At 69.6% G+C, this 26,164-nt stretch carries 24 protein-coding genes; 12 read left to right on the top strand and 12 right to left on the bottom strand.

The genetic code is table 11. The annotated features are described in order from the left end of the window. Nucleotides 1-22 precede the first annotated feature (22 nt). The gene (locus CJ301_RS19350) at nt 23-256 is read left to right on the top strand and encodes a DUF2218 domain-containing protein (RefSeq protein WP_099278499.1); all 234 of its coding nucleotides are present in this window, start codon (nt 23-25) and stop codon (nt 254-256) included. A 586-nt stretch (nt 257-842) separates the two neighbouring features. After that, entirely contained in the window at nt 843-1,283 is a 441-nt protein-coding gene (gene aroQ, locus CJ301_RS16700) for a type II 3-dehydroquinate dehydratase (RefSeq protein WP_099278495.1), read from the top strand. 16 nt (nt 1,284-1,299) lie between these two features. Here aroQ and CJ301_RS16695 read toward each other — a convergent pair whose 3' ends face one another. The 6 genes from CJ301_RS16695 to CJ301_RS16670 form a co-directional block, all read right to left on the bottom strand. Next, nucleotides 1,300-3,222 carry a beta-galactosidase gene (locus tag CJ301_RS16695; RefSeq protein WP_099278498.1) on the bottom strand — a complete coding sequence of 641 codons (1,923 nt, stop codon included), beginning with the start codon at nt 3,220-3,222 and terminating at the stop codon, nt 1,300-1,302. A gap of 17 nt (nt 3,223-3,239) precedes the next feature. Further along, a complete protein-coding gene (locus CJ301_RS16690) occupies nt 3,240-5,327 on the bottom strand; it encodes an alpha-galactosidase (protein WP_099278494.1) in 2,088 nt (695 codons plus the stop codon). Beyond that, entirely contained in the window at nt 5,324-6,172 is an 849-nt protein-coding gene (locus CJ301_RS16685; protein WP_099278493.1) for a carbohydrate ABC transporter permease, read from the bottom strand. The genes CJ301_RS16690 and CJ301_RS16685 overlap by 4 nt, the downstream gene beginning before the upstream one ends. A gap of 1 nt (nt 6,173) precedes the next feature. Further along, nucleotides 6,174-6,536, bottom strand: coding sequence for an MmcQ/YjbR family DNA-binding protein (locus CJ301_RS16680; RefSeq protein ID WP_099278492.1), 363 nt, complete (start codon nt 6,534-6,536; stop codon nt 6,174-6,176). Continuing rightward, the gene (locus tag CJ301_RS16675) at nt 6,533-7,471 is read right to left on the bottom strand and encodes a carbohydrate ABC transporter permease (RefSeq protein ID WP_099278491.1); all 939 of its coding nucleotides are present in this window, start codon (nt 7,469-7,471) and stop codon (nt 6,533-6,535) included. Before CJ301_RS16675 ends, CJ301_RS16680 begins: the two co-directional genes overlap by 4 nt. A gap of 89 nt (nt 7,472-7,560) precedes the next feature. Further along, a complete protein-coding gene (locus CJ301_RS16670; RefSeq protein WP_099278490.1) occupies nt 7,561-8,826 on the bottom strand; it encodes an ABC transporter substrate-binding protein in 1,266 nt (421 codons plus the stop codon). 144 nt (nt 8,827-8,970) lie between these two features. Between CJ301_RS16670 and CJ301_RS16665 the strand changes: the two genes are divergently transcribed. The 4 genes from CJ301_RS16665 to CJ301_RS16650 all read left to right on the top strand — a co-directional run bounded on the left by CJ301_RS16665 (nt 8,971) and on the right by CJ301_RS16650 (nt 13,030). Further along, complete coding sequence (locus CJ301_RS16665) at nt 8,971-9,798, top strand: IclR family transcriptional regulator (RefSeq protein WP_099278489.1); 828 nt, start codon at nt 8,971-8,973, stop codon at nt 9,796-9,798. After that, nucleotides 9,791-10,852: an ABC transporter ATP-binding protein gene (locus tag CJ301_RS16660; RefSeq protein ID WP_099278488.1), complete on the top strand. Its 1,062-nt coding sequence runs from the start codon at nt 9,791-9,793 to the stop codon at nt 10,850-10,852. Before CJ301_RS16665 ends, CJ301_RS16660 begins: the two co-directional genes overlap by 8 nt. A gap of 121 nt (nt 10,853-10,973) precedes the next feature. Beyond that, nucleotides 10,974-11,666 carry a hypothetical protein gene (locus CJ301_RS16655; RefSeq protein WP_099278487.1) on the top strand — a complete coding sequence of 231 codons (693 nt, stop codon included), beginning with the start codon at nt 10,974-10,976 and terminating at the stop codon, nt 11,664-11,666. Nucleotides 11,667-11,671: 5 nt separating this feature from the next. Continuing rightward, nucleotides 11,672-13,030, top strand: a complete 1,359-nt coding sequence (locus tag CJ301_RS16650; RefSeq protein ID WP_099278486.1) for an aldehyde dehydrogenase family protein — start codon at nt 11,672-11,674, stop codon at nt 13,028-13,030. Here the strand turns inward: CJ301_RS16650 and CJ301_RS16645 are convergent. Genes CJ301_RS16645 through crtI form a run of 4 tightly spaced genes read right to left on the bottom strand, consistent with a single transcriptional unit; the run spans nt 13,027 to nt 18,023 of the window. Further along, the gene (locus tag CJ301_RS16645) at nt 13,027-14,157 is read right to left on the bottom strand and encodes a glycosyltransferase family 2 protein (protein WP_099278485.1); all 1,131 of its coding nucleotides are present in this window, start codon (nt 14,155-14,157) and stop codon (nt 13,027-13,029) included. The genes CJ301_RS16650 and CJ301_RS16645 overlap by 4 nt on opposite strands. Then, nucleotides 14,154-14,936, bottom strand: coding sequence for a lysophospholipid acyltransferase family protein (locus tag CJ301_RS16640; RefSeq protein ID WP_099278497.1), 783 nt, complete (start codon nt 14,934-14,936; stop codon nt 14,154-14,156). Before CJ301_RS16640 ends, CJ301_RS16645 begins: the two co-directional genes overlap by 4 nt. Then, nucleotides 14,920-16,449 carry a phytoene desaturase family protein gene (locus tag CJ301_RS16635; RefSeq protein ID WP_099278484.1) on the bottom strand — a complete coding sequence of 510 codons (1,530 nt, stop codon included), beginning with the start codon at nt 16,447-16,449 and terminating at the stop codon, nt 14,920-14,922. Before CJ301_RS16635 ends, CJ301_RS16640 begins: the two co-directional genes overlap by 17 nt. Then, nucleotides 16,446-18,023 carry a phytoene desaturase family protein gene (gene crtI / locus CJ301_RS16630; protein ID WP_099278483.1) on the bottom strand — a complete coding sequence of 526 codons (1,578 nt, stop codon included), beginning with the start codon at nt 18,021-18,023 and terminating at the stop codon, nt 16,446-16,448. The genes CJ301_RS16635 and crtI overlap by 4 nt, the downstream gene beginning before the upstream one ends. A gap of 157 nt (nt 18,024-18,180) precedes the next feature. Between crtI and CJ301_RS16625 the strand changes: the two genes are divergently transcribed. From CJ301_RS16625 to CJ301_RS16605, 5 genes are all read left to right on the top strand, one after another. Then, nucleotides 18,181-19,068 (top strand): squalene/phytoene synthase family protein, encoded by an 888-nt coding sequence (locus tag CJ301_RS16625; protein ID WP_099278496.1) that lies wholly within the window; start codon nt 18,181-18,183, stop codon nt 19,066-19,068. Then, nucleotides 19,065-19,907 carry a squalene/phytoene synthase family protein gene (locus tag CJ301_RS16620; protein WP_099278482.1) on the top strand — a complete coding sequence of 281 codons (843 nt, stop codon included), beginning with the start codon at nt 19,065-19,067 and terminating at the stop codon, nt 19,905-19,907. Before CJ301_RS16625 ends, CJ301_RS16620 begins: the two co-directional genes overlap by 4 nt. After that, entirely contained in the window at nt 19,904-21,154 is a 1,251-nt protein-coding gene (locus tag CJ301_RS16615; RefSeq protein WP_099278481.1) for a hydroxysqualene dehydroxylase, read from the top strand. The genes CJ301_RS16620 and CJ301_RS16615 overlap by 4 nt, the downstream gene beginning before the upstream one ends. A 109-nt stretch (nt 21,155-21,263) precedes the next feature. After that, complete coding sequence (locus tag CJ301_RS16610; protein WP_099278480.1) at nt 21,264-21,479, top strand: DUF1127 domain-containing protein; 216 nt, start codon at nt 21,264-21,266, stop codon at nt 21,477-21,479. A 263-nt stretch (nt 21,480-21,742) separates the two neighbouring features. Beyond that, a complete protein-coding gene (locus tag CJ301_RS16605; RefSeq protein WP_099278479.1) occupies nt 21,743-21,949 on the top strand; it encodes a cold-shock protein in 207 nt (68 codons plus the stop codon). A gap of 132 nt (nt 21,950-22,081) precedes the next feature. Here CJ301_RS16605 and CJ301_RS16600 read toward each other — a convergent pair whose 3' ends face one another. Further along, nucleotides 22,082-23,167: a ParB/RepB/Spo0J family partition protein gene (locus CJ301_RS16600; RefSeq protein WP_099278478.1), complete on the bottom strand. Its 1,086-nt coding sequence runs from the start codon at nt 23,165-23,167 to the stop codon at nt 22,082-22,084. Continuing rightward, complete coding sequence (locus CJ301_RS16595) at nt 23,145-24,548, bottom strand: AAA family ATPase (protein WP_099278477.1); 1,404 nt, start codon at nt 24,546-24,548, stop codon at nt 23,145-23,147. The genes CJ301_RS16600 and CJ301_RS16595 overlap by 23 nt, the downstream gene beginning before the upstream one ends. A 631-nt stretch (nt 24,549-25,179) precedes the next feature. Here CJ301_RS16595 and CJ301_RS16590 point away from each other — a divergent pair. Beyond that, the coding region (locus CJ301_RS16590; RefSeq protein ID WP_099278476.1) for a replication initiation protein at nt 25,180-26,164 on the top strand (985 nt) is incomplete at its 3' end.

Below are 26,164 nucleotides of genomic sequence, written 5' to 3'. Positions count from 1 at the left end.
ATCTGCGCCTCAAGCCTGAGTTCTGCAACAACGCCAAGCGAGAGGCGCATGGCTTACCCGGAAAAGCCGGTTTCGATCTCGTCCAGCGTGCCCATCAGCGACCGATGAGGAACTGATCGTCCGCATCTCGGTCGAGACCGCCGAGGCGCGCGATCGCGCGCGGGCGGTCATCGACGACCACCTCGCCCGCTTCGCCCATCGCGAGGGGTTCGAGCGGATGGCATGGCAGGGCCCCGCTTCCCTTTCCCGGGACTGATCCGGCTCCCGCTCCCCGGCGCCTTCGCGGGCAGGAGCATCGCGCCCCTTGCGGCTCAATGCCTACCCCTCAAGTCATTGTTATAATTTGCTATTTATCTCTTGGTTGAGGATACAAACGCCCATTCTCAATCATACTGGTGGATGGCAAAGACCCCCATGCGGGCCGCTTCGAAGGCCGGTCGGACAGGACCGCTCCTCCAAACCGGTGCCGTCCGATGCGCCAGAGCGCTATCCCCGGCCTCGCCCGGCACCGTTGCAGGCAAGGGCTTTCGCGGCCCTTGCGCTTGCGTTTTCGCGACTGCGCTCAGCGCGGGATGGGCCTCACCAGCGCCCTCAAACGACCGTATCTATAGACCAACAAAAACTGGAAACTGGCGCATCGCGCCGGTAGCCCATCCGCGAAGGGCCCCGAGGCGACGCGCCCTGCCCTTCCGGCGGCCCTGTCCCACGGGCCGATTGCCGCTATAAACGCAGGCGCGCATCCCCGCGCGAATTGGAGCGACGCGCGTGCCGCGCGATCTGAAGCGACGCGCGTGCCGCGCGATCTGAAGCGACGCGCCTGCGGCGCGATGACGGGAGACCCCATGAAGACGATCTACGTGCTCAACGGCCCGAACCTGAACCTGTTGGGCAAGCGCCAGCCCGAAATCTACGGCCACGAGACGCTCGACGACGTGGCGCGGATCTGCGCGGCGGCGGCCGATCCCGGCTTCGAGATCCGGCTGGAGCAGTCGAACCACGAGGGCGTTCTGATCGACTGGATCCACGAGGCGCGCGAGGCGAGCTGCGGCATCGTCATCAACCCCGCCGCGCTGACCCACAGCTCGATCGCGATCCTCGACGCGCTCAACGCCTATGATCCACCGGTGATCGAGGTGCATCTGAGCCAGGTGCACAAGCGCGAATCCTTCCGCCACCACTCCTTCGTCTCGCGCCGCGCCGACGGGGTGATCGCGGGGCTCGGGGTCGAAGGCTATGCCGCGGCGGTGCGCCGGATCTGCCAGCTGGCCGGGGCGAAGGGCTGATTGCCCCCCTTGCGGTTCAGCCGTCCGCGCCGCGCTCCAGCCGCGTGACCGAGAGGGGCGGCAGCTCGATCCCCTCGACCGTCACCGCCTGCGCGGTGTGGTTGAACCAGAACCGCTCGCGCGCCGTGTCGCGGCGGCGGATGCCATGGGGCAGCGCAACCGTGTCGAGACCCGCCCGCGCGCACAGCGCGGCGAGGATGCGCCGCGCCGCCTGTCCGTCGGGCCAGCCGCCCAGATAGCTCACCCGCCCCTCGCGCATCATCGCGGGCGCGCCTTGCGCATCGCGCTCCACCACCCGCGCCGCGCCCTCCAGCGCCTCGCGGTAGCCCGCGAAGGCCCCGCCCTGCTCCAGAGCCGCGGGGCAGTCGGGGCGCAGGCTTTCGACATGGCTCACCGTCACGTCGAGGCCCGGAAAGGCGGGCGGCAGCGGCACGGGGATCGAGAATTCGCCATCCCGCGCGCCCGAGCGCGGGCCGAGCAGCACCTCCGCCCCGGCCTCCGCCAGAGCGGATTTCAGGCCCTCGGCCATGTGCATCAGCCCCGGCGCCACGATCAGCCGGTAGCCCGTGAAATCGCGCGCCGTGGCGGGCAGGATGTCGATCGACAGCCCCAGCCCGCGCAGCGCCTTGTAGAAATCGAGCACGAGGCCGAAATAGCTCAGCCCCGCGCCATGCGGCTGCACCGCCCATGCGGCGTCGGCGTCGTAATCGAACAGGACCGCCACCTCGGCCTTCGTGGCCGACACCTCGGGCGCCTGCGCGATCTCGCGCGCGACCTGTGCCGCCTCCTCCAGCCCCGGCGCGGGCTGGCTGTCGGGGCGCAACAGCCCCGCATGAAGCTGCTCCTGCGCGAAAGGCGCCTGCCGCCAGCGGAAGTAGCTCACGCAATCCGCGCCATGGGCAAAGGCTTCCCAGCTCCACAGCCGGACCATGCCCGGCAGCGGCGCGGGGTTGTGCGGGGCCCAGTTCACGGGGCCGGGCTGCTGCTCCATCACCCACATCCGCCCGCGCCCCACGGCGCGGTAGAGATCGTGGTGAAAAGCCTGGAAATCCGGCTCGCCCTGCCGGGCGAAATCGCGCTGCGTGTCCGCATCCGCCCCGGCCCGGTCTTCGAGAAAGCCCAGAGGATAGCTGTCCCACGACGCGAAATCGAGGTCCTCGCCAACCGCGAAATGATCGAAATCGGTGATCCGGCCCATGTAGTTATGGGTGATCGGCGCCTCCGATCGCGCCCGGATGATCCCGACCTGCCGCCGGTTGAAGCGCACCACCTGATCCGAGGAAAACCGCCGGAAGGCCAGCGCATGGGCCGGGTTGGGCTCGGTCACGGTGAGGTTGGGCAGGTCGATCTCGTCGAAATCGCGGTAGGCCATCGACCAGAACACATTGCCCCAGGCCGCGTTGAGCGCGTCGATATCGACGTAACGGGCACGAAGCCAGCGCCGGAAAGCCACCCGCGCCGCGTCGGAATAGGAGATCGTCGTGTCGTGGCAGCCATATTCATTGTCGGTCTGCCACGCCGCGACGTGGTCGTTGCGGCCATATCTCTCGGCCAGAAGCGTCACGATCCGGTCGCTCTCGGCGGCGTAGCCCTCGTGGGAAAAGCAGTAATGGCGGCGCGAGCCGAACTTGCGCGGGCGGCCCTCCGCGTCCACCGCCAGCATGTCGGGGTGCTTATCAAGCATCCAGCGCGGCGGCGTGGCGGTGGGCGTGCCGAGCACGACCTTCAATCCCGCTTCGCCCAGCGTCCAGATCGCCTCATCGAGCCAGTCGAAGCGCAGATCGCCGGGGCTCGGCTCCAGCCGCTCCCAGGCGAATTCGCCGATCCGCACCCATGTCAGCCCGGTCTCGGCCATGCGGCGCGCATCCTCGGCCCAGAGGCTGCGCGGCCAGTGTTCGGGGTAGTAGCAACAGCCCAGAGTGCGGAGGGGATCGGTCATGTCGGCCTGCCTGTCGGTCATATGCGCCTGCCCTCGATCACCCAGATGGTTTCGGGAAAGGCGGCGGGAAGCTGGATGCCGTGGCTCATCAGATAGGCCCCCGGCAGCTCGACCGCGCCGCGCGCCAGCGCGACATCGCCGCGCGAGGCGGGGCCGATATCCTGCCCGTTCACCAGCTCCAGCCGGTAGAGCGCATCGGGCTCCAGCCCGGTGAGCGGCAAGGGCCGGGGCAGGATCTGCGGCGAGGTGCCCGCGCGGCCCGCGAAGACGACGAAACGCGCGCCCGCCTCGGCGATCTGCGCCTCGGCGATGATGGCGTCGTCGGCGCTGTCGAGCCGGTGGATCTCGGCCCGCATCATCCAGTCGCGGTTGGCCTTCCACCAGGCGGTGACGCGGGTGAGCGCCTGCGCCTCGTCTTCCGTAAGCTCGCGCGGGTCCATCTCGAAACCCATATGCCTTTGCGCCGCGACCCAGGCGCGCATCGGCATCGACAGCACCCGCCCCGAGGTGTGGCAGCGGCGCGGGCCGACATGGCTGCCGGTGATGGCGGCGGGCAGGAACAGCGCCGCCTCGTGCTGGATGCGCAGCCGCTCGACCGCGTCATTGCTGTCCGACAGCCAGACCCGCTGCGTGCGCGCCAATATCCCCGCATCGATCCGCCCGCCGCCGGATGCGCAGCTCTCGATCTCGACCTTCGGATGCGCCGCGCGCAGCCGGTCCAGAAGATCGTAGACGCCGCGCGTCTGGGCCGCGTCCGGGTAGGGCAGGAGCCGGTTGTGATCCCACTTGACGTAATCGACCGCGTGATCGCGCAGCACCGCGCCGATCCGGTCGAAGAGGTAGTCGCGCACCGCTTCGTTGGCGAGATCGAGCACACGCTGCTGGCGCCCCTCGATCTGGTCCATCGGCCCCAGCGCCCAGTCGGGATGGGCGCGGAAGGTCTCGCTCTCGGCATTGATCATCTCGGGCTCGAACCAGATGCCGAAGCTCATGCCGAGATCATGCACATGATCGATCAGCGGTGCGAGCCCATCGGGATATTTCCGCTCGTCGATCCACCAGTCGCCAAGGCTCGTGGTGTCGTCGTCGCGCCGCCCGAACCAGCCATCATCGAGCACGAAGCGCTCCGCGCCGAGCGCGCTCGCGCGCGTGGCGATCTCCTTCAGCTCGGCGACGTCATGGTCGAAATAGACCGCCTCCCAGCAATTGTAATGCACCGGGCGCGGGCGCTCGGGCGCGGGCCACTGCACGATCCGGTCGCGGATATGGCGCTGGAACGCGGTGGCGCAGCCATTGAGGCCCGCGCGCGAGAAGGTGACGAGCAAGGGCGCGGTCGCCGCGCGGGTGAGAGGCGCAAGCTCGGTGCCGCTCGCATGGCCGAACTGCACCTGCCGCCGCCCGTCGGGCAGCTCCTCGGCCACCATCCGGTGCCCGCCCGACCAGCCATAATGAAAGCCGTAGGCCGCGCCGGCGGTGTTGGTGGCCCCGCGCCCCGGCACGATCAGGCCGGGAAAATGCTCGTGCCCCGAGCGCCCCGTGCGCGCCTCGCGCATTCGGATGCCCGCCGACCACGGCGTGCGCTGAAGCCGGAACTCCCCGATCCAGCGGCCCGAGACGTCGATCATCTCGTCGGAAAGCTGCGGCGCGGGCAGCACGGGGGCCGCGAGCCAGTCGAGCATCACCGGCGCGTCGCTCTCGATCTCGGCCGAAAGCGTCAGCACATGGGTTTCGGCGTCGATGGCAAAGCGCGCGACATAGCGCAGCCCGATCTCGTCATCGCCCGCTTTCACGGTGAGCGCGTTCTCCCCGGCCTCGACCTCCAAAAGCCGCAGCCGGGGGCGCAGCACCCGGCCCTCGGCGTCGCGCAGCGCGAGCCCCGGCTGGCCGGGAAAGCCGCGATCGGCCTCGGGGCAGATCGAAAGCGCCGGGTTGGCGTCGAGCATGCCGCCGGTGACGTCGCGCGCCTCTGCCGCCGCGATGGACGAGAGGTCGCAGGCCTTGGGCAGCGGCGCGCCCCAGTAGACGACGCAAGGCAGCCGCCCGCCCGATCCGGCCAGAACGAGGGTCTGGGCAAAGCTGTCGAGACGCCAGCAATCGGTGGTCATTTCACGGCTCCCAAAGTCAGGCCGGCGATGAAGTGGCGCTGCATCAGGAAGAACATCGCCACCGGCGGCAGCGCGGCGACGATGCTGCCCGCGCTCATCAGGTGATAGGCCGCGCGGTATTGCGCGTTGAACGAGGTGATCCCCGCCGTCACCGGCTGGCTCTCGGCCCCTTGGGTCAGCACCACGGCCCAGAAATAGTCGTTCCAGATGAAGGTGAAGATGAGGACGGCCAGCGCCGCGATGGCGGGCTTCATCAAGGGCAGCACCACGAACCAGAAGATCCGCCATTCCGCCACGCCCTCGACCCGTGCCGCCTCGATCAGCTCATAGGGCAGCGCGCGGATGAAGTTGCGCATGAAGAGCGTGCAGAACCCGGTCTGAAAGGCGATGTGGAACAATACCAGCCCGGTCTTGGTGTTGTAGAGGCCGAAATCGAGCGTCAGGTCGCGCACCGGCACCATCAGGATCTGGAAGGGCACGAAATTGCCCGCCACGAAGAGAAAGAAGATCCACAGATTGGCGCGGAACTTGTAGATGCCGAGCGCGAAGCCGGTCATGCACGACAGCGCCACCGCGCCGATCACCGTCGGCACGGTGATCAGCACCGAGTTCCACAGGTAGCGCGGCATGTCGCTTTCGAAGAAGACCTTGGAGTAGTTGGAGATCCCCTCGAAGGAGGAGGGCCAGCCCCAGTAATTGGCATTGGCGAAATCGGCGTCGGGCCGGATCGAGAAGACCGCGACGGCGATCAGCGGCAAAAGCCACAGCACGAGGGCGGCGGGAATGAGCGCCTGATAGGCGAATTGCGCGGGGCGCGAGGCGCGCTCGATGGGTGCGGGAAACATCTCAGTCCTCCAGGGGGGGCAGGTCGGCCTGCGCCGTCTTGGTCAGCCCCGCGCGAATCCGGGCGTAGCTTGTGGCGATACGGTGGCGGGCCTCCTCCGCGTCGAGGCCGTCCAATGTCAGCCCGACCCATGCGCCGCGGAAATAGGGCGGCCGATGCGCGGCCCCCGCCTCGATCAGCATCTCGGCGGTCTCGCGGTCGGGGGTGGCGACGACCACGGTGTCGGTATTGGTCTCGCGGTGCTCGAAATCGCCCCAGCAGGCGAACATCTTGCCGCCGACCTTCCAGGAGTCGAGCTCGCCCGGACCCGAGCGCACCGCGCCGGGCTGCGCGGCGCAGATCGCGTCGAATTCGTCGCGGGTCATCGGCCGCGCTCCTCGCGATACATCGACCACAGGAAATAGGTGATGAAGACCAGCATGATGAGAAACAGCACCACCGCGATGGCCGCGCCATAGCCCATGCGGAAGCCGTATTCCGACAGCGCCACCTCGAACATGTAGAAGCTGAGCACCCGGCTTTGCCCGAAGGGCCCGCCGCCGGTCATGATCGAGATGAGGTCGAAGGAGCGCAGCGCGCCGATGATCGTCACCACGAAGGCGATGAAGGTCGCCGGTTTGAGCTGCGGCAGGATGATGTGCCACAGCATCCGAAAGCCCCTGGCGTTGTCGAGCCGCCCCGCCTCGATCTGCTCGGGGTCCACGGCGTTGAGCCCGGTGAGATAGAGGATCATGCAATAGGCCGTCTGCGGCCAGAGACCGGCGGCGATGATGCCGTAGGTCACCCAGCGCTCATCGCCCAGAACATTGACCGGCCCCGCGCCGAACCAGCCCAGCATGACGTTCAGGAGGCCGAAGGACGGATCGTAGAACCAGCTGAAGACGAGGCCGACGACGACCTGTGAGATCACGAAGGGAAAGAAGAACAGCGATTTGTAGATGCGGATGCCGGTGACGGTCTGGTTGAGCAGAAGCGCGATGGCGAGCCCCATCGGGATCGCCAGAAGATAGAGCACCAGCCAGATCACGTTGTTTTTGAGCGAGGTGTAGAAGGCGTCGTCCCAGTACATCTCCTCGTAATTGCGCAGGCCGACATATTCGGCCGCGCCCAGCCCGTCCCATTCATAAAGCGAGACATTGAAGCTCTGGAACACCGGGATCAGGACATAGACCGCGAAGAACAGGATGCCCGGCGCGAGAAACAGCCATGGCGTGATGGCGATCTGGTTGCGGCGCCACCACGAGCGCGGCGCGGGCCCGGGGGCTGGCCGGTCTGCGGTGGAGGGGGGGAGCGGGGCCATGGCAGCACCTTTCGAACGGGGTCGGGGCCTCGGGATGGAAAAAGGGCCGGGGGCGGGCGGGCCGCCCCCGGCAGGCGCGCGGCGCGCGATCAGTAGATCCGCTGGCGCGCGCGCTCGAGCCGGTCGAGGATGCGGTCGAGATTGTCGGGCTTGACCATGAACTCCTGAAAGCCCTCCATCGCCACCTTGGCCATCTCGGCGGGCGCGTCGCGGTCGAAGAACTGCGCCACGCCGCCGGGGCTGTTGGACGACAGCGTCTCGAAGCCTTCCTTCAGGAACTTGTCCTCATCCACCGAGGAATTGGCGTTGACCGGAAGCTGCCCCAGCGCGTCGCCCGCGTTGATCTCGGTCTGGTTCTCGGCCGAGGTCACGAATTCGAGGAAGGCGCGCGCGGCCTCCTTGTTCTGCGCCCCCGACGGGATGTGGAAGGTGTCCGTGGGCGCGTCCTCGGCCAGTTCGACATCCCCGTTGATCGCCGGGAACTGGTAGTAGTCGAGCTGGTCGTCCGACAGCCCCGCCTCGCGCAGCGGTGCCACGGCGAAGTTGCCCATGAGGTAGGCCGCCGCATCGCCATTGACCATGAAGGGCAGCGCCTCCTGCCAGCTATAGGCGGTGTGATTGTCGATGAAGGCGCCCATCTCGATCAGCTCGGCCCAGTTGGCAAAGGTCTGGCGGACCCGGTCGTCGGTCCATTCGACCTCACCGGCGGTGAGCGCCATGTGGAAGTCATAGCCGTTGGTGCGCATGTTGAGATAGTCGAACCAGCCGGCGGCGGTCCACAGGAACTTGGTGCCGATGGTGAAGCACTTGATGTCGTTGTCCAGAAGCGTCTGGCAGTTCGACTTGAAGGTCTCCCAGTCCTGCGGCTCCTCCAGCCCGTGCTCCTCGTAGAGATCCTTCCGGTAATAGACGCCCCACTGGTAGTAGGTATAGGGCACGCCCCATTGCTTGCCGTCGAGCGTCATCGCCCCCTTGGTCGAGGCGAGGCTCTCGCTCATCTCCGCGTCCCACAGATCCGAGACATCCTCGAACAGCCCGGCATCGACATAGGGGGCCATGCGGTTGCCCGCATACCAGTTCGCCACGTCCGGCGGGTTGGCGGTGAGGAAGTTGCGGATCTGCGTCTTGTAGGCCTCGCGGTCGATCACCGTCAGCTCGATGTCGAGATCGGGATGCATCTCGCCGAAGCGCTCGACCATCCCCTCCATCACCGCGCGCGGCGCCGGGTTCGACATGTCCGAAAAGATCTTCAGCTCGCCCGACAGCGCCATCTCGTGGCTTTCGGCCAGCGCGCCGCTGCCCAGCAGGGTCGTCATGGCCAGCGCGGCAAGCGCGGCCCGGTAGTGAGTAACCATGGTCTCCTCCCCATTACTCTCCGCAAGTCCAGTCTCATTATTTGAGACTAGGTTTTGCATATTGAAATCATACGCCGGGTTGCCCTATGCTTGTCAACAGTTCAGGCGCAATCGGACGCGCCGGAACATGAGGGGGGAGGCGAAATGACGGCGCAGCGGAGCGAAACACAGGCGGGCGACGGCACCATCGGCAAGGCGGTGGCGGTGCTCGATCTCGTGGCCGGATTCGAACGCCCCGTGCGGTTCAACGAGCTGCGCGAGCGCTCGCCCTTTCCCAAGGCGACGCTCTACCGGCTGCTGCAGACGCTGACCAATCAGGGGCTTCTGGCGCTCGACCCCGAGCGGCAGACCTATGCGCCGGGGCTGCGGCTGATGCGGCTCGCCCATGCGGCGTGGGAGCAATCCTCGCTCGCCCCGGTGGCGCGCCCGCACCTCGCGCGGCTCGCTGCCCGCGCTTGCGAGACGGTGCATCTCGCGCAGCTCGACGCCGGACAGGTGCTCTATGTCGACAAGCGCGTGCCTTCGCGCCCGGTCGAGATGTTCAGCCAGGCGGGCAAGGTCGGCCCGGCCCATTGCACCGGCGTCGGCAAGGCGATGCTCGCCTTTCTCGAAGGCGAGGCACTCGACCGGGCGGTGGCGCTGCAAAGCTTCTACCGCTTCACCCCGCACACGATCACCGACGCGGAGAGCTTGCGCGCCGAGCTGGCCGAGATCCGCGACCGCGGCCATGCCTTCGACCGCGAGGAGCACGAGCCGGGCATCATCTGCGTCGCGATGCCGATCCTCTCGGCCCGGGGCCGGGTGATCGGCGCGCTGTCGGTCACCTCGGTGACCGCCCGCAAGACACTGGACGATTTGGAAAAGATGGTGCCGCTGCTGCGCGAGACGGCGGCGTGCATCTCGAAGGACACGGAGGCGTGGCGCTTTCCCGATCCGGGACGGGCCCGCGACAAGGGAGAGAGCGATGTCTGACGTCACCCTGCGCAAGCTGGTGAAGCGATACGGCGAGGTCGAGGTGATCCACGGGGTCGACCTCGACATCTCGGATGGCGAATTCGTGGTCTTCGTCGGCCCCTCGGGCTGCGGCAAGTCCACTTTGCTGCGAATGATCGCGGGTCTGGAGGAGACCAGCGCCGGAGAAATCCGCATCGGGGCGAGCGACGTCACCCGCGCCGACCCCGCCGATCGCGGCGTCGCCATGGTGTTCCAGACCTATGCGCTCTACCCGCACATGACGGTCGAGGAGAACATGGGCTTCGGGCTGAAGATGACCGGCCATGCCAAGGCCGAGATCAGGGAGAAGGTCCGCGAGGCGAGCCGCATCCTCAAGCTCGACGATTACCTCAAGCGCAAGCCCAAGGCGCTCTCGGGCGGCCAGCGCCAGCGCGTCGCCATCGGCCGCGCCATCGTGCGCGGGCCGGAGGTGTTCCTCTTCGACGAGCCCCTGTCCAATCTCGACGCCGAGCTTCGGGTCGACATGCGGGTGGAGATCGCGCGGCTGCACAAGGAGATCGGCGCGACGATGATCTATGTCACCCATGATCAGGTCGAGGCGATGACGCTCGCCGACAAGATCGTGGTGCTCAGGGGTGGCAATATCGAGCAGGTCGGCGCGCCGATGGATCTCTACCGCGACCCCGACAACCGCTTCGTCGCGGGCTTCATCGGCTCTCCGGCGATGAATTTCGTCGGCGGCTCGGTGGCCGAGGACGGCGTTCTGGCCCCCGGCCTCGGCGCGCGGACCCTGCCCAGCGGCGCGGCCCTGCCCGCGCCCGGCGCGGAGGTGATCGTCGGCGTGCGCCCGCAGCACCTTACCCTCGCGCCGGGCGACAGCCACCTCGTCGATCTGGTCGAGCGTCTGGGCGGCGTCTCCTACGCCTATCTCGTGGCGGGCACGGGCGACCGGCTGGTGGTCGAGCTGAGCGAGGACGACCCCGCGCCGCGCTCGGGCGAACGGGTCGGGCTCGAGATCGCGGCAGAGCGGGTGATGCTGTTCGATGCGGCCAGCGAGCGGCGGCTGCGCTAGGCCGCGCCCCGGCGCCCCGCGCAAGGGAACAGGCCCCCTTTCGCCGCCGCCCTCTTTCGCAGACATCCTTGGGTCCGCGCCCGCGCGCCCTAGATGAGCGGCAGCCTGCAAAGAGAGCCCGATGACCCAAGCGACCGATCCCGCCCCGCCCCGCCCCGGCCCGCTGCGCCTTCTGGTCTGGGGCGGTGCCGCGCTCATGGCGGGGCTGAGCCTGATCGCGGGCCATCCGGTGGTGGCGCTCGGCGCGGCGGGCGCGATGGCGCTGGCGGCGCTTCTGCCGCTCTACACATGGGTCTCGGGCATCGTGATGCCGCGCGGGCTGGCCACCGGCATTCTCGTCTATTGCCTCTGCGCCTTCGGCCTGGGCGAGGCGGCCGGCTTCTACGCCGCCATCCCGGTCTGGGACATGGCGCTGCATTTCGTGGCCTCGGCGGTGCTGGCGCTGGTGGGCGTGGCGCTGGCGCTCCTGCCCACCGCCGGGGCCGCGCCGCGCACCGCGGGCTGGATTCTCGGCCTGCTCGGCGTCGGCTTCGCGGCCTTGGTCGGTGCCTGCTGGGAGCTGTTCGAATTCTCAATCGACGCCGTTTTCGGCACCAATGCGCAGCGCTCGGGCCTGCCCGACACGATGGGCGACACCGCCGTCAACATCATGGGCGCGAGCTACGGCGCGCTTGCCGCGCTGCGGCGGCTGTGGCGCGGCACCCGCCTGCCGCTCTCGGGGCTTCTGGTCGAGTTCTGCGCCCGAAATCCGATCATCTACGGCGCATGGAGCGGTCGCCGCTTTCCCGCGCATGTTCGAAAGCCCCGCCCATGAAAGACATGACCGATGAGCTCGCCCGCGCCCTGACCGATCTGCGCCACGACGAGACCCCGCCGCCGCTTTCCGAGCGCCGCGTGCAGCTCAGGGCGCTGGAGCGCGAAATCCGCGCCCGCGCCGAGACCATCGCCGCCGCCACCGACGCCGATTTCGGCGGCCGCCCGCGCCCCGAGACGCTGCTGACCGAGGTCGCCATGACGATCGGCGCGGCGCGGCAGGCCGCGCGCCATCTGCGCCGCTGGGCCCGGCCCGCCCGTGTCGTGCTGCCGCCGCATTTCTGGCCCTCCACCGCGCGGATCGAGCGCGTGCCATTGGGTCTTGTCGGCATCATCGGCCCGTGGAACTATCCGCTGCAGCTGTCGCTGGTGCCGCTGATCGCCGCCATCGCCGGGGGCAACCGGGCGATCCTCCACGCCTCCGAGTACACGCCGCGCACCGCCCATGAGATCGCCCGCATCGTCGAGGCCGCCCTGCCCGGCCGCGCCACCGCGCTCGAGCCTTCGCCCCAGACCGCCGCGGCGCTGGCCGCCGCCCCGCTCGACGGGCTGTTCTTCACCGGCTCCACCGCCACGGGCCGCAAGGTGGCGCAGGCCGCGGCCGAAAACCTCGTGCCCACGGTGCTGGAGCTCGGGGGCAAATCGCCCGCGCTTCTGCGCGCCGATGCCGATCTCGACGACAGCGCCCGCTCGATCGTCGCGGGCAAGCTGCTCAATGCCGGGCAGACCTGCGTCGCCCCCGATTACGCGCTGGTGCCGCGCGCGGCTTTGCAACCCTTCGTCGCCGCGCTGAAAACCGCCAGCGCCGCGCTCTACCCCGACCCGTCCGGCCCCGACTACGCCGCCATCGCCCGCCCCGCCGACCGCGACCGGCTCGCTTGCCTGCTGGACGGGCTGGAAACGGTGCCGCTGATGGCGCATCCGCCCGCGCCGCCGCGCATGGGCGCGGTCGCGGTGATCGACCCGCCGCGCGACCACGCGCTCATGCAAGAGGAGATCTTCGGCCCGATCCTGCCGCTGATCCCCTATGACACGCCGCAGGAGGCGCGCGATTTCGTCAATGCCCGCCCCTGCCCGCTGGCGCTCTATGTCTATGGGCGCGACACGAAGGCCGCGCGCGCCGAGGCGGAGGCGATCCGCTCGGGCGGCGCGATGATCAACGAGGCGGTGATCCATGTCGGCATCCACCAGCTGCCCTTCGGCGGCGCGGGCGACAGCGGCATGGGCGCCTATCACGGCGAGGAGGGGTTCCGCGCCTTCACCCGGCCGCGCAGCGTCATGGTCGCGCGCCCTTCGCTGGCGCGCCTCGTCCGCCCGCCTTATGGCCGCAATATCGAGCGCATCGTGAAATCGCTGATCGGCTAGGCCGGGTAATCGCGCCCGCGCCAGCCCGCCCGCCGCCCGCGCGCGCCGTTCCACAGCGCCACGAACTGGATCGCCAGCACCACCATGACGCCCAAGGGGTGTGCCGCGACCGAGAGCCAGGGCTGACGCAACCGCACCGCCATCGCCGCCCGCGCGCCCAGCACCAGCGCGCAGGCCGCGCCCGAAAGCCACGCCGCCCAACCGGCCCCCGCGAAAAGCGCGGCGATGAGGGTGAGAAACGGCAGCACATGCCCGCCGAACAGCAGCAGCGTCCAGACCGGCAGCGCGCGCTTCGTCGCCATCCCCTCGGTCGCGTTCTTGGAAAACCCCTGCCAGACGGCGCCCGCGCCGTCATACATCCGGCAGGTGGCGATCGGCGTCGCGTCGCACAGATCCGTGCGCCCGCCCGAGGCGCGCACCCGGCGCGGCAGCTCCAGCCCGTCATGCATCCGGCTGGCAAAGGCCGCGTGTCCGCCCGCCGCGCCGTACGCCCCGCGCCGCACCGCCATCAGCTGGCCGCAGCCCGCGCCAAAGGCCGGATCGGGCCGCGCGCGGGCCATGGGCAGCGGCAGGTAACCCAGAAGCGTGGTGAAGATCTGCGGGATCACGATCTTTTCGGCCCATGTCCCCGTCACCTGCCCCGGAAAGCCGCTGAGAAGATCGAGCCCCTGCCGGTCCATCTCCCCCGTCATCCGCGCCGCCGCCTGCGGATCAAGCCGCACATCGGCATCGACGAACAAAAGCACCGGATGCCGCGCGGCGCGGCTCAGCTGCCAGCAGGCATGGGTCTTGCCGATCCAGCCCGCGGGCAGCGCCGCGCCGCGCAGCAGCCTGACGCGCGGATCGGCCGCGGCCCGCGCGGCGACGATCTCGCCCGTTTCGTCGCTCGACCCGTCATCGAGCACCACGACCTCGACCGCGACGCCGCGCTGCGCCAGCGCCGCATCGAGCGCGGGCCCGATGTTTTCCGCCTCGTCTCGCGCCGGGATCAGGATCGACACCGCCCCCGACATTGCCGCCTCCCCCGCCCCCTCGGGCGGGCGCAGCGCCGCGAGGTTCACGAGGCACATCACCGCGAAGAGCGCCGCCAGCGCGAGGCCGAGGATCGACAGGGCCAGCAGCATCATCGCTCTTCCATGTGATCGGGCGAAAAGCGCCGCCCCGAGAGCGCCGCCCGCCCCCGCTGCCACAGCCCGTAGACCCCGCCCGTGCCGCGCGCGCCTCCCAGCACCGTCTCGAAACCGGCGGGATCGCGCGCCATCGCCAGCCCGGCCAGCGCGTCGCAGCTTTCGGTCAGCGCCGCCTCCAGCCGCGCGCCGATCCCGTCCGCCCCCTCGCCCTCGCGCGCCATGACCGGCGCGCCGAAGCGGATCAGCGCCTCGGGCCGCCTTTCCGACCAGAACGGGTATTCCAGCGCCATGGGCAGCGCCACGACATCCCGCCGCCGCGCCATCAGATGCGCCGCACCGGGGCGCAGCCCGAGCGGCCGCTCGCGCGGATCGGCAAAGCGCCCCTGCGCGGTGATCCACAAGACCCTGTCGGGCCGCGCCATCAACGCGCCCGCCACCCGCAGGAACTCCGCCGCCCCGCGCCGCCCCGCGCCGACGCCAAAGAGCCCGATGCGCCGCATGAAGGGATAGCTCTCCAGCATCTTCGCCTCGATCGGGCCAAAGCCGGTGCGACCGGGAAACAGGCTTTCATGCAGCCCGATCATCACCGCCGGGTCCCACCATGAGGGATGGGTGCAGACCACCATGACGGGGCGGTCACGGGGCAGATCCGGCAATCCGGGCCGGGCGATGCGCACCGCACGAAACTGCGCGCGCAGCTGGCGGCGCATCACGGAGGCGAAGAACCGCGCCATCGGCGCCGAGCGCGCCGCCTCGGGATCACTCGGCCGCGACATCCGCGCGCCCATCTGCCGCCCCGCCCGCGTCCCGGTCGAGCGTGTCGGCGGCGATCCAGCCCGACATCAGCGCCATCGGCATCCCCGGCCCCGGATGGGCCGAGCCACCGGCGAGATAGAGCCCCTCGACCTGCCGCGAACGGTTGCCCGGCTTGAACGCGCCCATCACCTTGCCATGGCTCGCCAGCCCGTAGATCGCGCCGTTGAGCACGCGGTAGCGGTCATGGATGTCCTGCGGCGTGAGCGACCGTTCGACCACGATCCGCGCGTCGATGTCCTCCATCCCCGCCGTGCGCCTGAGCTTGTTCATGATCACCTCGCGGTAGCCGGGCAGCATCTCGCGCCAGTCGTGATGCGGACGCAGATAGGGCGTGTGGACGAGCACATAGAGCGCCTCGCCCCCTTCGGGCGCGACGCCGGCTTCGGTGCGCGCGGGTGCGGCGACATAGGCGGTCGGGTCGGGGGCGGGCTCGCCCTTGTCATAGATCGCGGCGAACTCCTCCTCGGGGTCGCGCGAAAAGACGAAGTTGTGATGCGCCAGATGCTCATAGGCCCGGTCGAGCCCGAGATAGAGCACCACCCCCGAACAGGCCGCCTCGCGCTTGCGGCTTCTGGCAAAGGCCGCGCCCTCATCGCCGCCCACCAGCTCGTCATAGGTGCGCACGCTGTCCATGTTCGACACGATCCGCTCGCAGGCAACGCGCTCGCCCGTCTCGGTGACGATGGCGCGCGCCCGCCCCCCCTCGACCTCGATCTTGGAGACCCCGGTGCCGGTCCTGACCTCGACCCCGAGGCTTTCGGCCAGCCGCGCCAGCGCCTCTGGCACCGCCCGCGTGCCGCCCATCGGATACCACACGCCCTCGCCCTGCTGCATCTGCGCGATGCCGCAGAGCACGGCAGGCGAGGCCAGCGGCGAAGAGCCGACATACTGGATGAAATGCTCCAGCATCTGGGCGACGCGGTGGTCCTTCACGTCGCGCTTGATCTGCCCGGCCACGGTGCGGTGCATCCGAAGCGCCATCACGTCCGACAGCGTCGAGAGATTCATGCTCCCCTTGAGATCCATCGTGTCGCGCAGATCCTCGACCGATTTCCAGAAGAAGAACCGGTCCGAGACATCCGACAGCCGCGAGGCCACCTCCATGAACCGCTCGAAGCCCGCCCGGTCGGCGGGCGAAAGGCGGCCGATCTCCTCCGCCGCCAGCTTGGGATCGTCGCGCAGGTCCAGCACCGTCTTGTCGTCGTAAAAGCAGCGCCATTGCGGATCGAGCCTTCGCAGGTCCAGCTCCCGGTGCAGATCGCGCCCGGCCTCGCCGAAAATCCGCTCCAGCACCCGCGGCATGGTCAGGATGGTCGGCCCCATGTCGAAGCGGAAGCCCTCTGCCTCCAGCACCGCCGCCTTGCCGCCGAGCCAGTCGTTCTTTTCGAACAGAACGACCTTGTGCCCCCGCGCCGCCAGCGTGCAGGCCGAGGCGAGGCCGCCAAGGCCGCCACCGATGATTCCGATCGTCATTCCGCAGCCTCCATCGGCAGTTCCGTCGTCAGCTCTTCATTGCCCGGCAGGCCCAGATCCTCGGCGCAGAGCTTGGCCGCGATGCGCGCGCTCTCGAAGATCGTCGGCAGGCCCGAGCCGGGATGCGTGCCGCCGCCGGTAAGATAGACCCCGTCGATATCCTCGAAGCGGTTGCGGGGCCGGTAATGCAGCATCTGCCCGAGGTTGTGCGCAAGGTTGAAGGTCGCGCCGTTGTAGACCGCGAGCTTGGAGCGCCAGTCCTCGGGCGTGAACATGATCTCGGTGCGGATCGCGGGGCGGATGTCGCGCCCCGCCAGCTTCGACACCCGGTCGAGGATCTTCTCGCGGTAGGCGGGCGCCAGCGCCGCCCAATCCTCGCCGCCCGTGAGGTTGCCCACCGGCGCCAGCACGTAGAGCGCCGAATGGCCCTTAGGCGCCAGTGTCGGATCGGTCACGCTCGCGTTCTGCACGTAGATCGTCGGCTCCACCGGGGCCTTGCCCGCGTCGATCTCGGCCACGTTGCGCTGGTAGTCGTTCGAGAAGGCGATGGTGTGGTGGCTCATATCCGGCAGCTCCCCCTCGATCCCGAGATAGAGCATGAAGGTCGAGCAGGAATAGCTCTTGGACCTGATCCGCTTGTCGCTCCAGCGCCTGCGCGCGGCATCGGGCACGAGCGAGGTCATCGCATGGGCGAAATCGGCGTTCATCACCACCGCATCCGCGTCATGCTCGCCCTTGGCCGTCACCGCCCCCACCGCGCGCCGCCCGTCGAGCTTGAGCTTCTCGACCGGCTCCGAAAGCCTGATATCGACCCCCATCCGCGCCGCCACCCGCGCCATGGCCGCGGTGATCGCGTTGCAGCCGCCCTTGGGGTGCCAGACGCCGAAGCCGTATTCGACATGGGCGATGATGGTGAAGAGCGAGGGGCATTTGAACGGCGACATGCCAAGGTATTTCGACTGGAAGGAGAAGGCCACGCGCACATCGGGGTTGCGAAACCAGCGATGCAGCTCGCCATCCACCGTCGACCAAGGCCGGAACTTGGGCAGGGCCTTCAGCATGTCGGGCTGCGCCAGATCGCGCAGGCTGGCGAAGGGGCGTTGCAGGATCGGGCGAAACGCCTCGAACTTGGCGCGGTTGGCCTCCAGATAGCCCTTCACGTTCCTGGCGTCGCGCGCGTCGATCCTGGCCACCTGCTCGGCCAGCCGATCCGCATCCGCCGTCGCGTCGATCCGGCGGCCATCGTCGAATTGCAGCCGGTACATCGGGTCAAGCCGGATCAGCTCGACCTCGGCGTCGAAATCCGCGCCGCAGGCGGCAAAGATCTCGCGCGGGATCTCGGGGTAGAGAAAGAAGGTCGGCCCGATGTCGAAGGTGAAGCCGTCGCGGCGGATCGCGCCGGTGCGCCCGCCGGGCTGGTCCTCCTTTTCCAGAAGCGTGACCTCGGCCCCCGCCGCGCGCAACAGCATCGCGGTGGCAAGCCCGCCGGGGCCCGCGCCGATGACGAGCACGCGGCGCGGCGCGGCGCGGCGTGCAAACGCGGGCGGGATGGCGCGCGGCAGGGCCCCGTCCATCTCAGACGCCTCGTCGGGATCGGCGCGGCGCGATGCCGCTTGCCGAAACGGAATGGATTGCTCTGGGGTGTCGCGTATCTACCATGTATATCGATCTTTATCGTTGTCGGCCCTGCGGGAAGGCGAGGAACCAGTTAGGGCACGAATGGCCAAAGACATGGGAAAAATCGCCGCGACGTCGCGGCCCCCCGGCGCAGACCCCGCGCCGCGCCGGGCGCGCGGCGCGGATCGGGAGAATTTTCCCGTGGGCTCCGTGCTGCTGCCCGCGCCGCTGCGCGCGCCGGTGCGCGCCTTCTACGACGTGGTCCGCGCCGCCGACGACATCGCCGACGACCCCGGGATGCCCCCCGCCGACAAGACCGCCCGTCTCGACGCGATCGAGGCCGGGCTGAGGGGCGAACATGGCGATGCGCGCAGCACCCGCCTGCGCCACGCCCTCGCCGAATGCGGCCATGCGGGCGCGGAGCGCCACGCCATCGCCATGCTCGCCGCCTTTCGCGCCGATATCGCCGCCCGGCCCTGCCGGAGCTGGGCCGATCTCGACGCCTATTGCCACGCCTCGGCCAACCCGGTGGGCCGCTTCCTGCTCGACCTGCATGGCGAGCCGCCCGCCGCCCGCACCGCCTCCGACGCGCTCTGCACCCTGCTCCAGATCCTCAACCACCTTCAGGATCTGGGCGAGGACTGGCGCGATCTGGGCCGCCTCTACCTGCCCGCCGACTGGCTCGCCCAAGCCGGGGCCGATCCGCGCGACCTTGCCCGCCCGGCGCTGACGCCCGAGCTGCGCGCGGTGGTCGACCGGATGCTCGACGCCTGCGGCCCGCTCATGGCCCGCGCCGACGCGCTGCCCGGTCTCGTGCGCTCGCGCCGCCTGCGCGCCGAGATCCGCAGCATCGAGACGCTGGCCCGCCGCCTGCACGCGCAGCTGTCGCGCCGCGACCCGCTGGCCGAACGCGTCGCCCCCGCCCGCGCCGACTGGTGGCGCGCGGGCCTGCGCGGCGGCCTCGCGCTCCTTTCCCCCGGCCCCTCGGCGCGCCCGGCATGAGCGCGCTCGTGCAACAGGGCGTCGAGGAAATCGTCGCAGGCTCGGGCAGCAGCTTTCGCGCGGGCATGCGCGTGCTGCCCGCACCGCGCCGCCGCGCCATCCTCGCCGTCTATGCCTTCTGCCGCGTGGTCGACGACGTGGTCGACGGCCCCGCGCCGCTGGCCGAGCGCCGCGCCGGCATCAAGGCCTGGGAGGCCGAGCTCGCCCGCGCGCGCGAGGGCCGCGCCGAAACCCCGGTGGGCCGCGAGATCGCCCATGCCGCCCGCGCCTATGATCTGCCATATGAAGAGTTCGAGCTGGTGCTCGACGGGATGCGCATGGATCTCGACGGCATGGTCGCCCCGCCGCAGGCGGTGCTCGACGCCTATATCCGCCGCGTCGCGGGCGCGGTGGGCATCCTGTCGATGCATGTCTTCGGCGCGTGGCGCGGCGCGCCCTCGCGCCGCTTCGCCCTGTCGCTGGCCGAGGCGCTGCAGCTTACCAACATCCTGCGCGACATCGAGGAGGATGCCGGTCTGGGCCGTCTCTACCTGCCCGCCGAGCTTCTCGATGAGCTGGGCATCCCGCCCCGCCCCGAGGCGGTGCTCGCCTCCCCCGCTTTGCCCGATCTGCGCCGCCGCCTCGCCGCCCGCGCGCGCGCGGCCTATGCCGCCGCCGCGCGCGAGATCCCGGCCCATTCGCGGCTGCGCATCGCGCCCGCCCTGCTGATGATGGGCCCCTATGAGCGGCTCTTGCGCCAGATCGAGGCCGATGCGCAGCGCCCGCCGCCGCCGCGCGCGCGCTGGCGCAAGCTCATGGACGGGTTGCGCTGCCTCGCCGCGGGCGGTGCCGCGCGGTGAGGCGGGTCCATGTGGTCGGCGCGGGGCTCGCCGGCATCGCCGCGGCGCTGGCGCTCTCCGAGCGCCCCGGCGTGCAGGTCGTGCTGCACGAGGCCACCGCCCGCGCCGGGGGCCGGGCCTGGAGCTTTCACGACGCGCGGCTCGACCGGCGGATCGACAATGGCAACCATCTGGTGCTGTCGGGCAATGCCGAGGTCATGGCCCATTGCGCCCGGATCGGCAGCCAGGCCGCGCTCGACATCGCGGCGCGCGCCGAGATCGACTTTCTCGATATCGCCTCCGGCGCGCGCTGGAGCCTGCGCCTGCCCACAGGCCCGCGCGATCTCCTGCACGGCGGGTTGCGCCTGCCGTCCGGCACCATGCGTGCCCTGCCGGGCGACCTGCTGCGCCTCCTGCGCGCCGATGCGCAGACCACCGTGGCCCAGGCCCTGCCCCGTCGCGGCCCGGCATGGACGCGGCTGTGGGAGCCGCTGACCCTCGCCGTGCTCAACGCCCCGCCAGAGCGCGCCGCCGCCGCGCCGCTTGCCGAGATGCTGCGCCGCAGCGTGCTGCGCGGCGGTGGCGCGAGCCGCCCCGTCACCATGCCCCTCGGCCTCGGCCCCACCTTGGTCGATCCGGCCCTCGCGCTGCTTCGGCAGCGCGGTGTCCGCATCGTCCAGCGCCACGCGCTCACGGGCCTCTCCACGCGCGGCGCGCGCGTGACCGCGCTGCGCTTCGGCGATGACGAGGTGGCGCTCGGCCCCGACGAGGCGGCGATCCTCGCCCTGCCGCCCGAGGCGCTGTCGAAGCTCCTTGCCGCCCCCATGCCCGCGCCGGGCGAAAGCATCCTCAACGCCCATTTCCGCGTGGCCCCGGACCTGGCCGCGCGGATGCCGCCGCTGCTCGGTCTGGTCTCCGGCCTGTCGCACTGGATCTTCCGGCGCGACGACGTGCTCTCCGTCACCGTCTCCGCCGCCGAAAGCTGCCTTGCCGAGGCCGACCTGCAAGGCGAGACGCCCGAGGCCCGGATCTGGCGCGAGGTCGCCCGCGCCGCGGGCACCGATGCGCCGCCCCTTGCCGCCCGGCTGATCCGCGCCCGCGCCGCCACCGCCGCCTGCGATCCGGCGGCGCTCGCCGCCCGTCCGCCGCGTCTTCCGCATGACAATCTGGCGCTGGCGGGCGACTGGCTCGCCCCGCCCCTGCCGCAGACGATCGAGGCGGCGCTGCTTTCGGGGCGCGCGGCGGCGCGGGCGCTGCATCCGGGCTGAGCGGGCCTTGCACTGGGCGCAGACCGGCCCTGCCGGATCGTCGGTTGTCCCGATGCCATGCGAGGCGCATATCTGGCTCAACACGGCAAAACATAGAAAGTCCAGAGACATGGCGCAGACCACCACCGCCCCCTCCCGCCTTCTCGGCCTCGCGGTCGCTCCCTTTGCCATGATCGGCCGCGGGCTGATCGCCATGGCCGAAGCCGGTCCGCGCATGAAGCAGGTCCAGCAGCTCAACGAGATGAGCGACGAAGACCTCGAAGCGCTCGGCACCAGCCGCCCCGAAATGGTGCGCAAGATCTTCGGCGGCGCGATCTACATGTGATCCGCACCGCCCTCCCCGCATGGGGAGAACCGGGCTTCGGCCCGGCCGAGACGGGGGCCTTTTCGGCCCCCTTTCTCATGCGCGATCCTGCTCCTCCCCGCCTGCGGGCTTGAATCATGCGTCGACCCGTCCATATTCGGGGGGCTGACGTTAGCTTTTTCGACCCTTCTGTCTCCGCTCGGCCGGCTCAGTTGATCGATCCAGACTGCAACGCGCCGCAGCTGCCGCATGTCGCGGGCAGCGACAAGACAGGAGACACGGACATGGCCACTGGCACCGTGAAATGGTTCAACACCACCAAGGGCTACGGCTTCATCGCGCCCGACACCGGCGGCAAGGACGTCTTCGTCCACATCTCGGCCGTCGAGCGTTCGGGGCTGAACGGCCTCGCCGACGATCAGAAGGTGTCCTACGACATCGAATCCGGCCGCGATGGCCGCGAGTCGGCGGTGAACCTAGCGCTCGCCTGAGCCCGAAGCCTTGCTGGACGACCGAAAGCGGGGCCATCGGCCCCGCTTTTTCGTTCGGACGGAAGGAAAGCCTGCTTTCCCTTCCGCCACCCCGATGAACCCTCGCAAAACCAGCCTCTTGCGCGGCGTTCCTCAGCCGCGCAGCGCCTGCTCCACCAGCTCCAGCATCCGCTCGGCCAGCGCCTGCCGTGCGGCCTCGTCCAGCCCCTCCTGCCCGTCCAGCGTCAGCACCAGCTTCGCGCCCTCGCCGCGCACCACCGCCCGCGCCCCATCCGCGAGCCGCGCTTCGGCCAAGGGCGGCGGGGCGTCCCGGCGCGGGCGTCCGCCGCGCTGGCGCGGCGCTGGTGCCGCCTCGGCCGAGGCCAGAACCGCCTCCAGCGCCGCCCATTCCTCTGCCGCATCGCGCGCCTCGCACCGCTCCAGCGCCGCGCGCAGTTTCGCCGCGAAACCTCCGCGCAGCGCCGAGGCCAGCCGCAGGCCGGCGGCCTCGGACAGCGCGCGTCCATGCGACAGCAAATCGCCCAGCTCGTAATGCACCAGCGCGAAGGAGCGGATCTTGGAGCGCTTGGCCTTGGAGGCGGCGGCAAAGATCTCGTCCACCGCGGCCTCCATCGAAGGGAACGCCCCCAGATGCGCCGCGACCGCGGCGATGCGGCCACGCTCATATGGGGTGAGCTGCGCGCGGACCTCGTTCTCCTCGACCATCGCCGCATAGGCCGCGCCTGCCTCGACCACGGGCCGCACGATGGCCCGCGCGACCGGCGCGGTCCCGTCCTCGGCCCCGATCAGCGCCAGGGCCCGCATCCGCCGCCAGCCCGAGATCAGCCCGTAGCGCCCCTCGCCCAGATCCATCACCTCGATCGGCAGGCGCTGGCCATTGGCGCGGATCGAGGCGGTGAGCTCCTCCATCGCCTCGGCATCGGTCTCGATCCGGTCGCGGGACAGGTGGTTCACCTGGATGCGGTCGAGCGGCAGCGTCTCGATCAGCCGCCCCTCGGCCTGCGCCTCGCGCCATGCGGCGGCCTGGCTGGCGACGCGCGCGGCCTCGGCGCGGTCGGGCGCGGGGCGGGCATCGCGGCCCGAGGCGGCTTCGGCCGCGACCTGCGCGATCGGGGCCGCAAAGCCGCCGGGGCCGGTCATGGGTTTCGCGGCGAAACCGGCCTCGATCTCGGCCAGCGCCTTCGGGTCGGGCGCCTCAAGCGTCCTGCGTCTGGCCATGGCTTTCCTCCTCGTCTTCCTTCATGTCGCGGTACCAGCTGCCCAGGAGCAGCTCCTTGAACTCGGCATAGGTCCGATCGAAGGCCTCGCGCCCGCGCAGATAGGTCTCGCGGTTGAAGTCGCGGTAATCGGCCTCGTAGATGCCGTTGATCTGCTCGCCCGCCTGGCCCACCAGCGCGGTGAATTCCTGCCGGTAGGCGGTCATGAAATCGCCGAAATAAGCCTGGATCACGTTGGCCAGATCGGTCTGCTGCCCGGCGTCGTAGCGGGTGATGACGGCGCGGACCACGTCCCATTCGAAGCGCATCTCGGGCAGGCCCGCGCGGCGGCGCTGCGCGTTCTCGCCCTCCTCGATCGAGGCGAAGGTCGAGTAGAGCATGTCGAAGAAACGGCCCGTGCTATCGAACTCCAGAAACGACGCGCCCAAAGGCACGAGCAGGATGTCGGCGGCGGAGAGCGAGTTGATCGTCAGGTAGCCGAGGGCAGGGGGGGTGTCGAGGAAGACGAGGTCATACTCGTCGAGCAGCCCCTCCTCGTTCAGCGCGTTGCTCAGCGCGTCCCACAGCGACCAGCTCTTGAGGTTCATCCGCCAGACCGGGATCTGGAACTCGGACCAGTAGAGATTGAGCTGCGCGCCGATCAGGTCGATATTGGGCCAGTGGGTCGACTGGATCAGGTTTCGCGGCGAAACCTCCAGTGCCTCGGTCAGCGTCTCGTCGAGGGGCAGGGGGCTTTGCCCCTCGGCCTCGCGTACGAGGTTCTCCTGGTTCACCGCGCGGGCATAGTCGCGCGCCAGAAGCGGGAAGACGGTCTGCCATTCATCGGCGACCTTGCCGCCCAGAAGCGAGGTCATCGAAGCCTGGCTGTCGAGGTCGATCACCAGCACCTTGTAGCCATCGAGCGCGGCGGCCATGGCGAGATGCACGCAGGTCGTGGTCTTGCCGGAGCCGCCCTTGAAATTGGCGACGGCGGTGATCTTGGCGGGCAGGCCCTCGGGACGCCAGGGGCGGTATTCCTTGTTGGCGGCGCCCTCCTCGGCGAAGTGATCGCGCAGCCGGAGCACCTCGTCGAGGGTGAACCATTTCGCGCCCGCCTCGCCCTCGCCCTGCGGCAGGTCGGGGTTGGCCTTCAGCACGCGGCGCAGATGCGCGGCGGCGACGGGGATCAGGTAGCGGGTGATCTCCCAGATCGAGAAGCGGCGCAGCGATTTGGTGCCGTCGGGGGCATAGCCGCGCCGGGCCATGTCGTCGCGGCCGCGGGCGCAGAAGGTGGCGGCCTTGGCGAATCGCGTGGTATCGACACGCGGTCCGAGCCGCTCCGCGGCGCGCGCCGGGTCGATGTTGTGGAAGGGCGGTGAGCTCGTGTCCGCGCGCTTGGTCATGCGATACCTGCTGTCATGTACGCCTCTCGGGCTTCTGTCGGAGCAACCATCGCACATCGGCGGGCCGGGTGAAATATCGACATGCACGGCGAAGCCCCGCCGTGACATTGCCGGTTTCGCCGCGAAACCATGCCCCGCAAATCCTGAAATCTTCTGAGACGACAGCACGCAGCCTGTTTTGAATCTTTAAGAATCTTTAGAGTCTTTGGCTCAAAAAACCTCATTCATATCATGATCTTATAGGGTGTTGGGTACCCAAGTTCGGGACGAAAGGTACCAATCTTCGGGATGAAAGGTACCCGGCTACAGGATGAAGGGTTCCCGGTTACGGGATGGGAGAAACCCCGTGAAACCGGGGCGAAACCGGGCCTGCCCGCGGGTTTCGCGGCGCGAAAGCGGCCGATCCCGGCCCCGATTCGCATCTTCGGACTCACCGCCCGAGCCGTTGCGCGGGGCAAAGGGACCTGCGCGCGGTGCCTTCACGCAAAGGTACCCCTTTACGGGATAGGCTCCGAAGGTGGCGAAGGTACCCGGAACTCTCTTGCGCAGAGGTGCCGCAAGAGGCAGCTTGCGCGCGAATGGCGGGCGGGCGGCGGCCGGCGGTCACCGGGCGGGGAAAAGGGCGCGGATCATGGCGGAACGACAGGGGCGGGAGGGCGAAGGACGCGACGGGCCCGAGGCGCTGAGCGGCGCGCTCAGGCGCGGCGCGGTGAAGAAGAACGTCGCCGCGATCCATATCGGCGGCAAGCTGACGCTGCTGCAGCGCAAGCTGTCGAACGTGCTCTTGCTCAACGCCTATGACACGCTGCTGAGCCAGGCGACGCACCGGATCGACGCGCGCACCCTCGCCGCGATGATCGGCTACAACTCGAACGACATCGACAGCTTGCGCGACGCGCTGCGCGGGCTCGCCGAGACGGTGGCCGAATGGGACATGCTCGACGAGAAGGGCCGGCAGGAATGGGGGGTCTCGGCGCTTCTGGCCCATGCGCGGCTGCGCGACGGGGTCTGCGACTATGCCTATTCCCCGGCGCTGGCCGAAAAGCTGCACGACCCGCAGGTCTTCGCGCTGATCAATCTCGACATCCAGCGGCGCTTCACCTCCGGCCACGGGCTGGCGCTTTACGAGAACTGCTACCGCTTCGTGCGCACCGGATCGACCGGCTGGTGGCCGCTCGAGGTGTTCCGCCGGCTGATGGGGGTCGATGACAGCGAGTATTACCGCAGCTTCAAGCATCTCAACGCCAAGGTCATCAAGCCGGCGGTGGAGGAGGTGAACCGCGCCTCCAACATCCAGGTGGAGCCCGAATTCAGGCGGTTGGGCCGCACCGTCAAGGAGCTGCGCTTCTCGATCCGCGAGAACCCGCAGCTTGCCATGCTCGACATAGATGACGGTCAGGCGGCGCGCAGCCAGCCGGTCTATGAGCGGCTGCGGGCGCAGGGGGTCTCGGACCGGCTGGCGCGGCAATGGATCGCCGAGCACGGGGCGGAGGCGGTGGCCGAAAAGCTCGACTGGGTGGCGGGGCGCGACGGGGTGCGCAGCCCGGTGGGCTATCTGCGCGCGGCACTCGACAATGGCTGGGACAAGGAAGGGGAGGGCGCGCCCGCGGCCGCGC

The organism is Limimaricola cinnabarinus (assembly GCF_002723615.1).
GTDB lineage: Bacteria > Pseudomonadota > Alphaproteobacteria > Rhodobacterales > Rhodobacteraceae > Limimaricola > Limimaricola cinnabarinus_B.
Note: the sequence above shows the minus strand (reverse complement) of the source record. Positions and strands in the feature narration are given on the sequence as shown.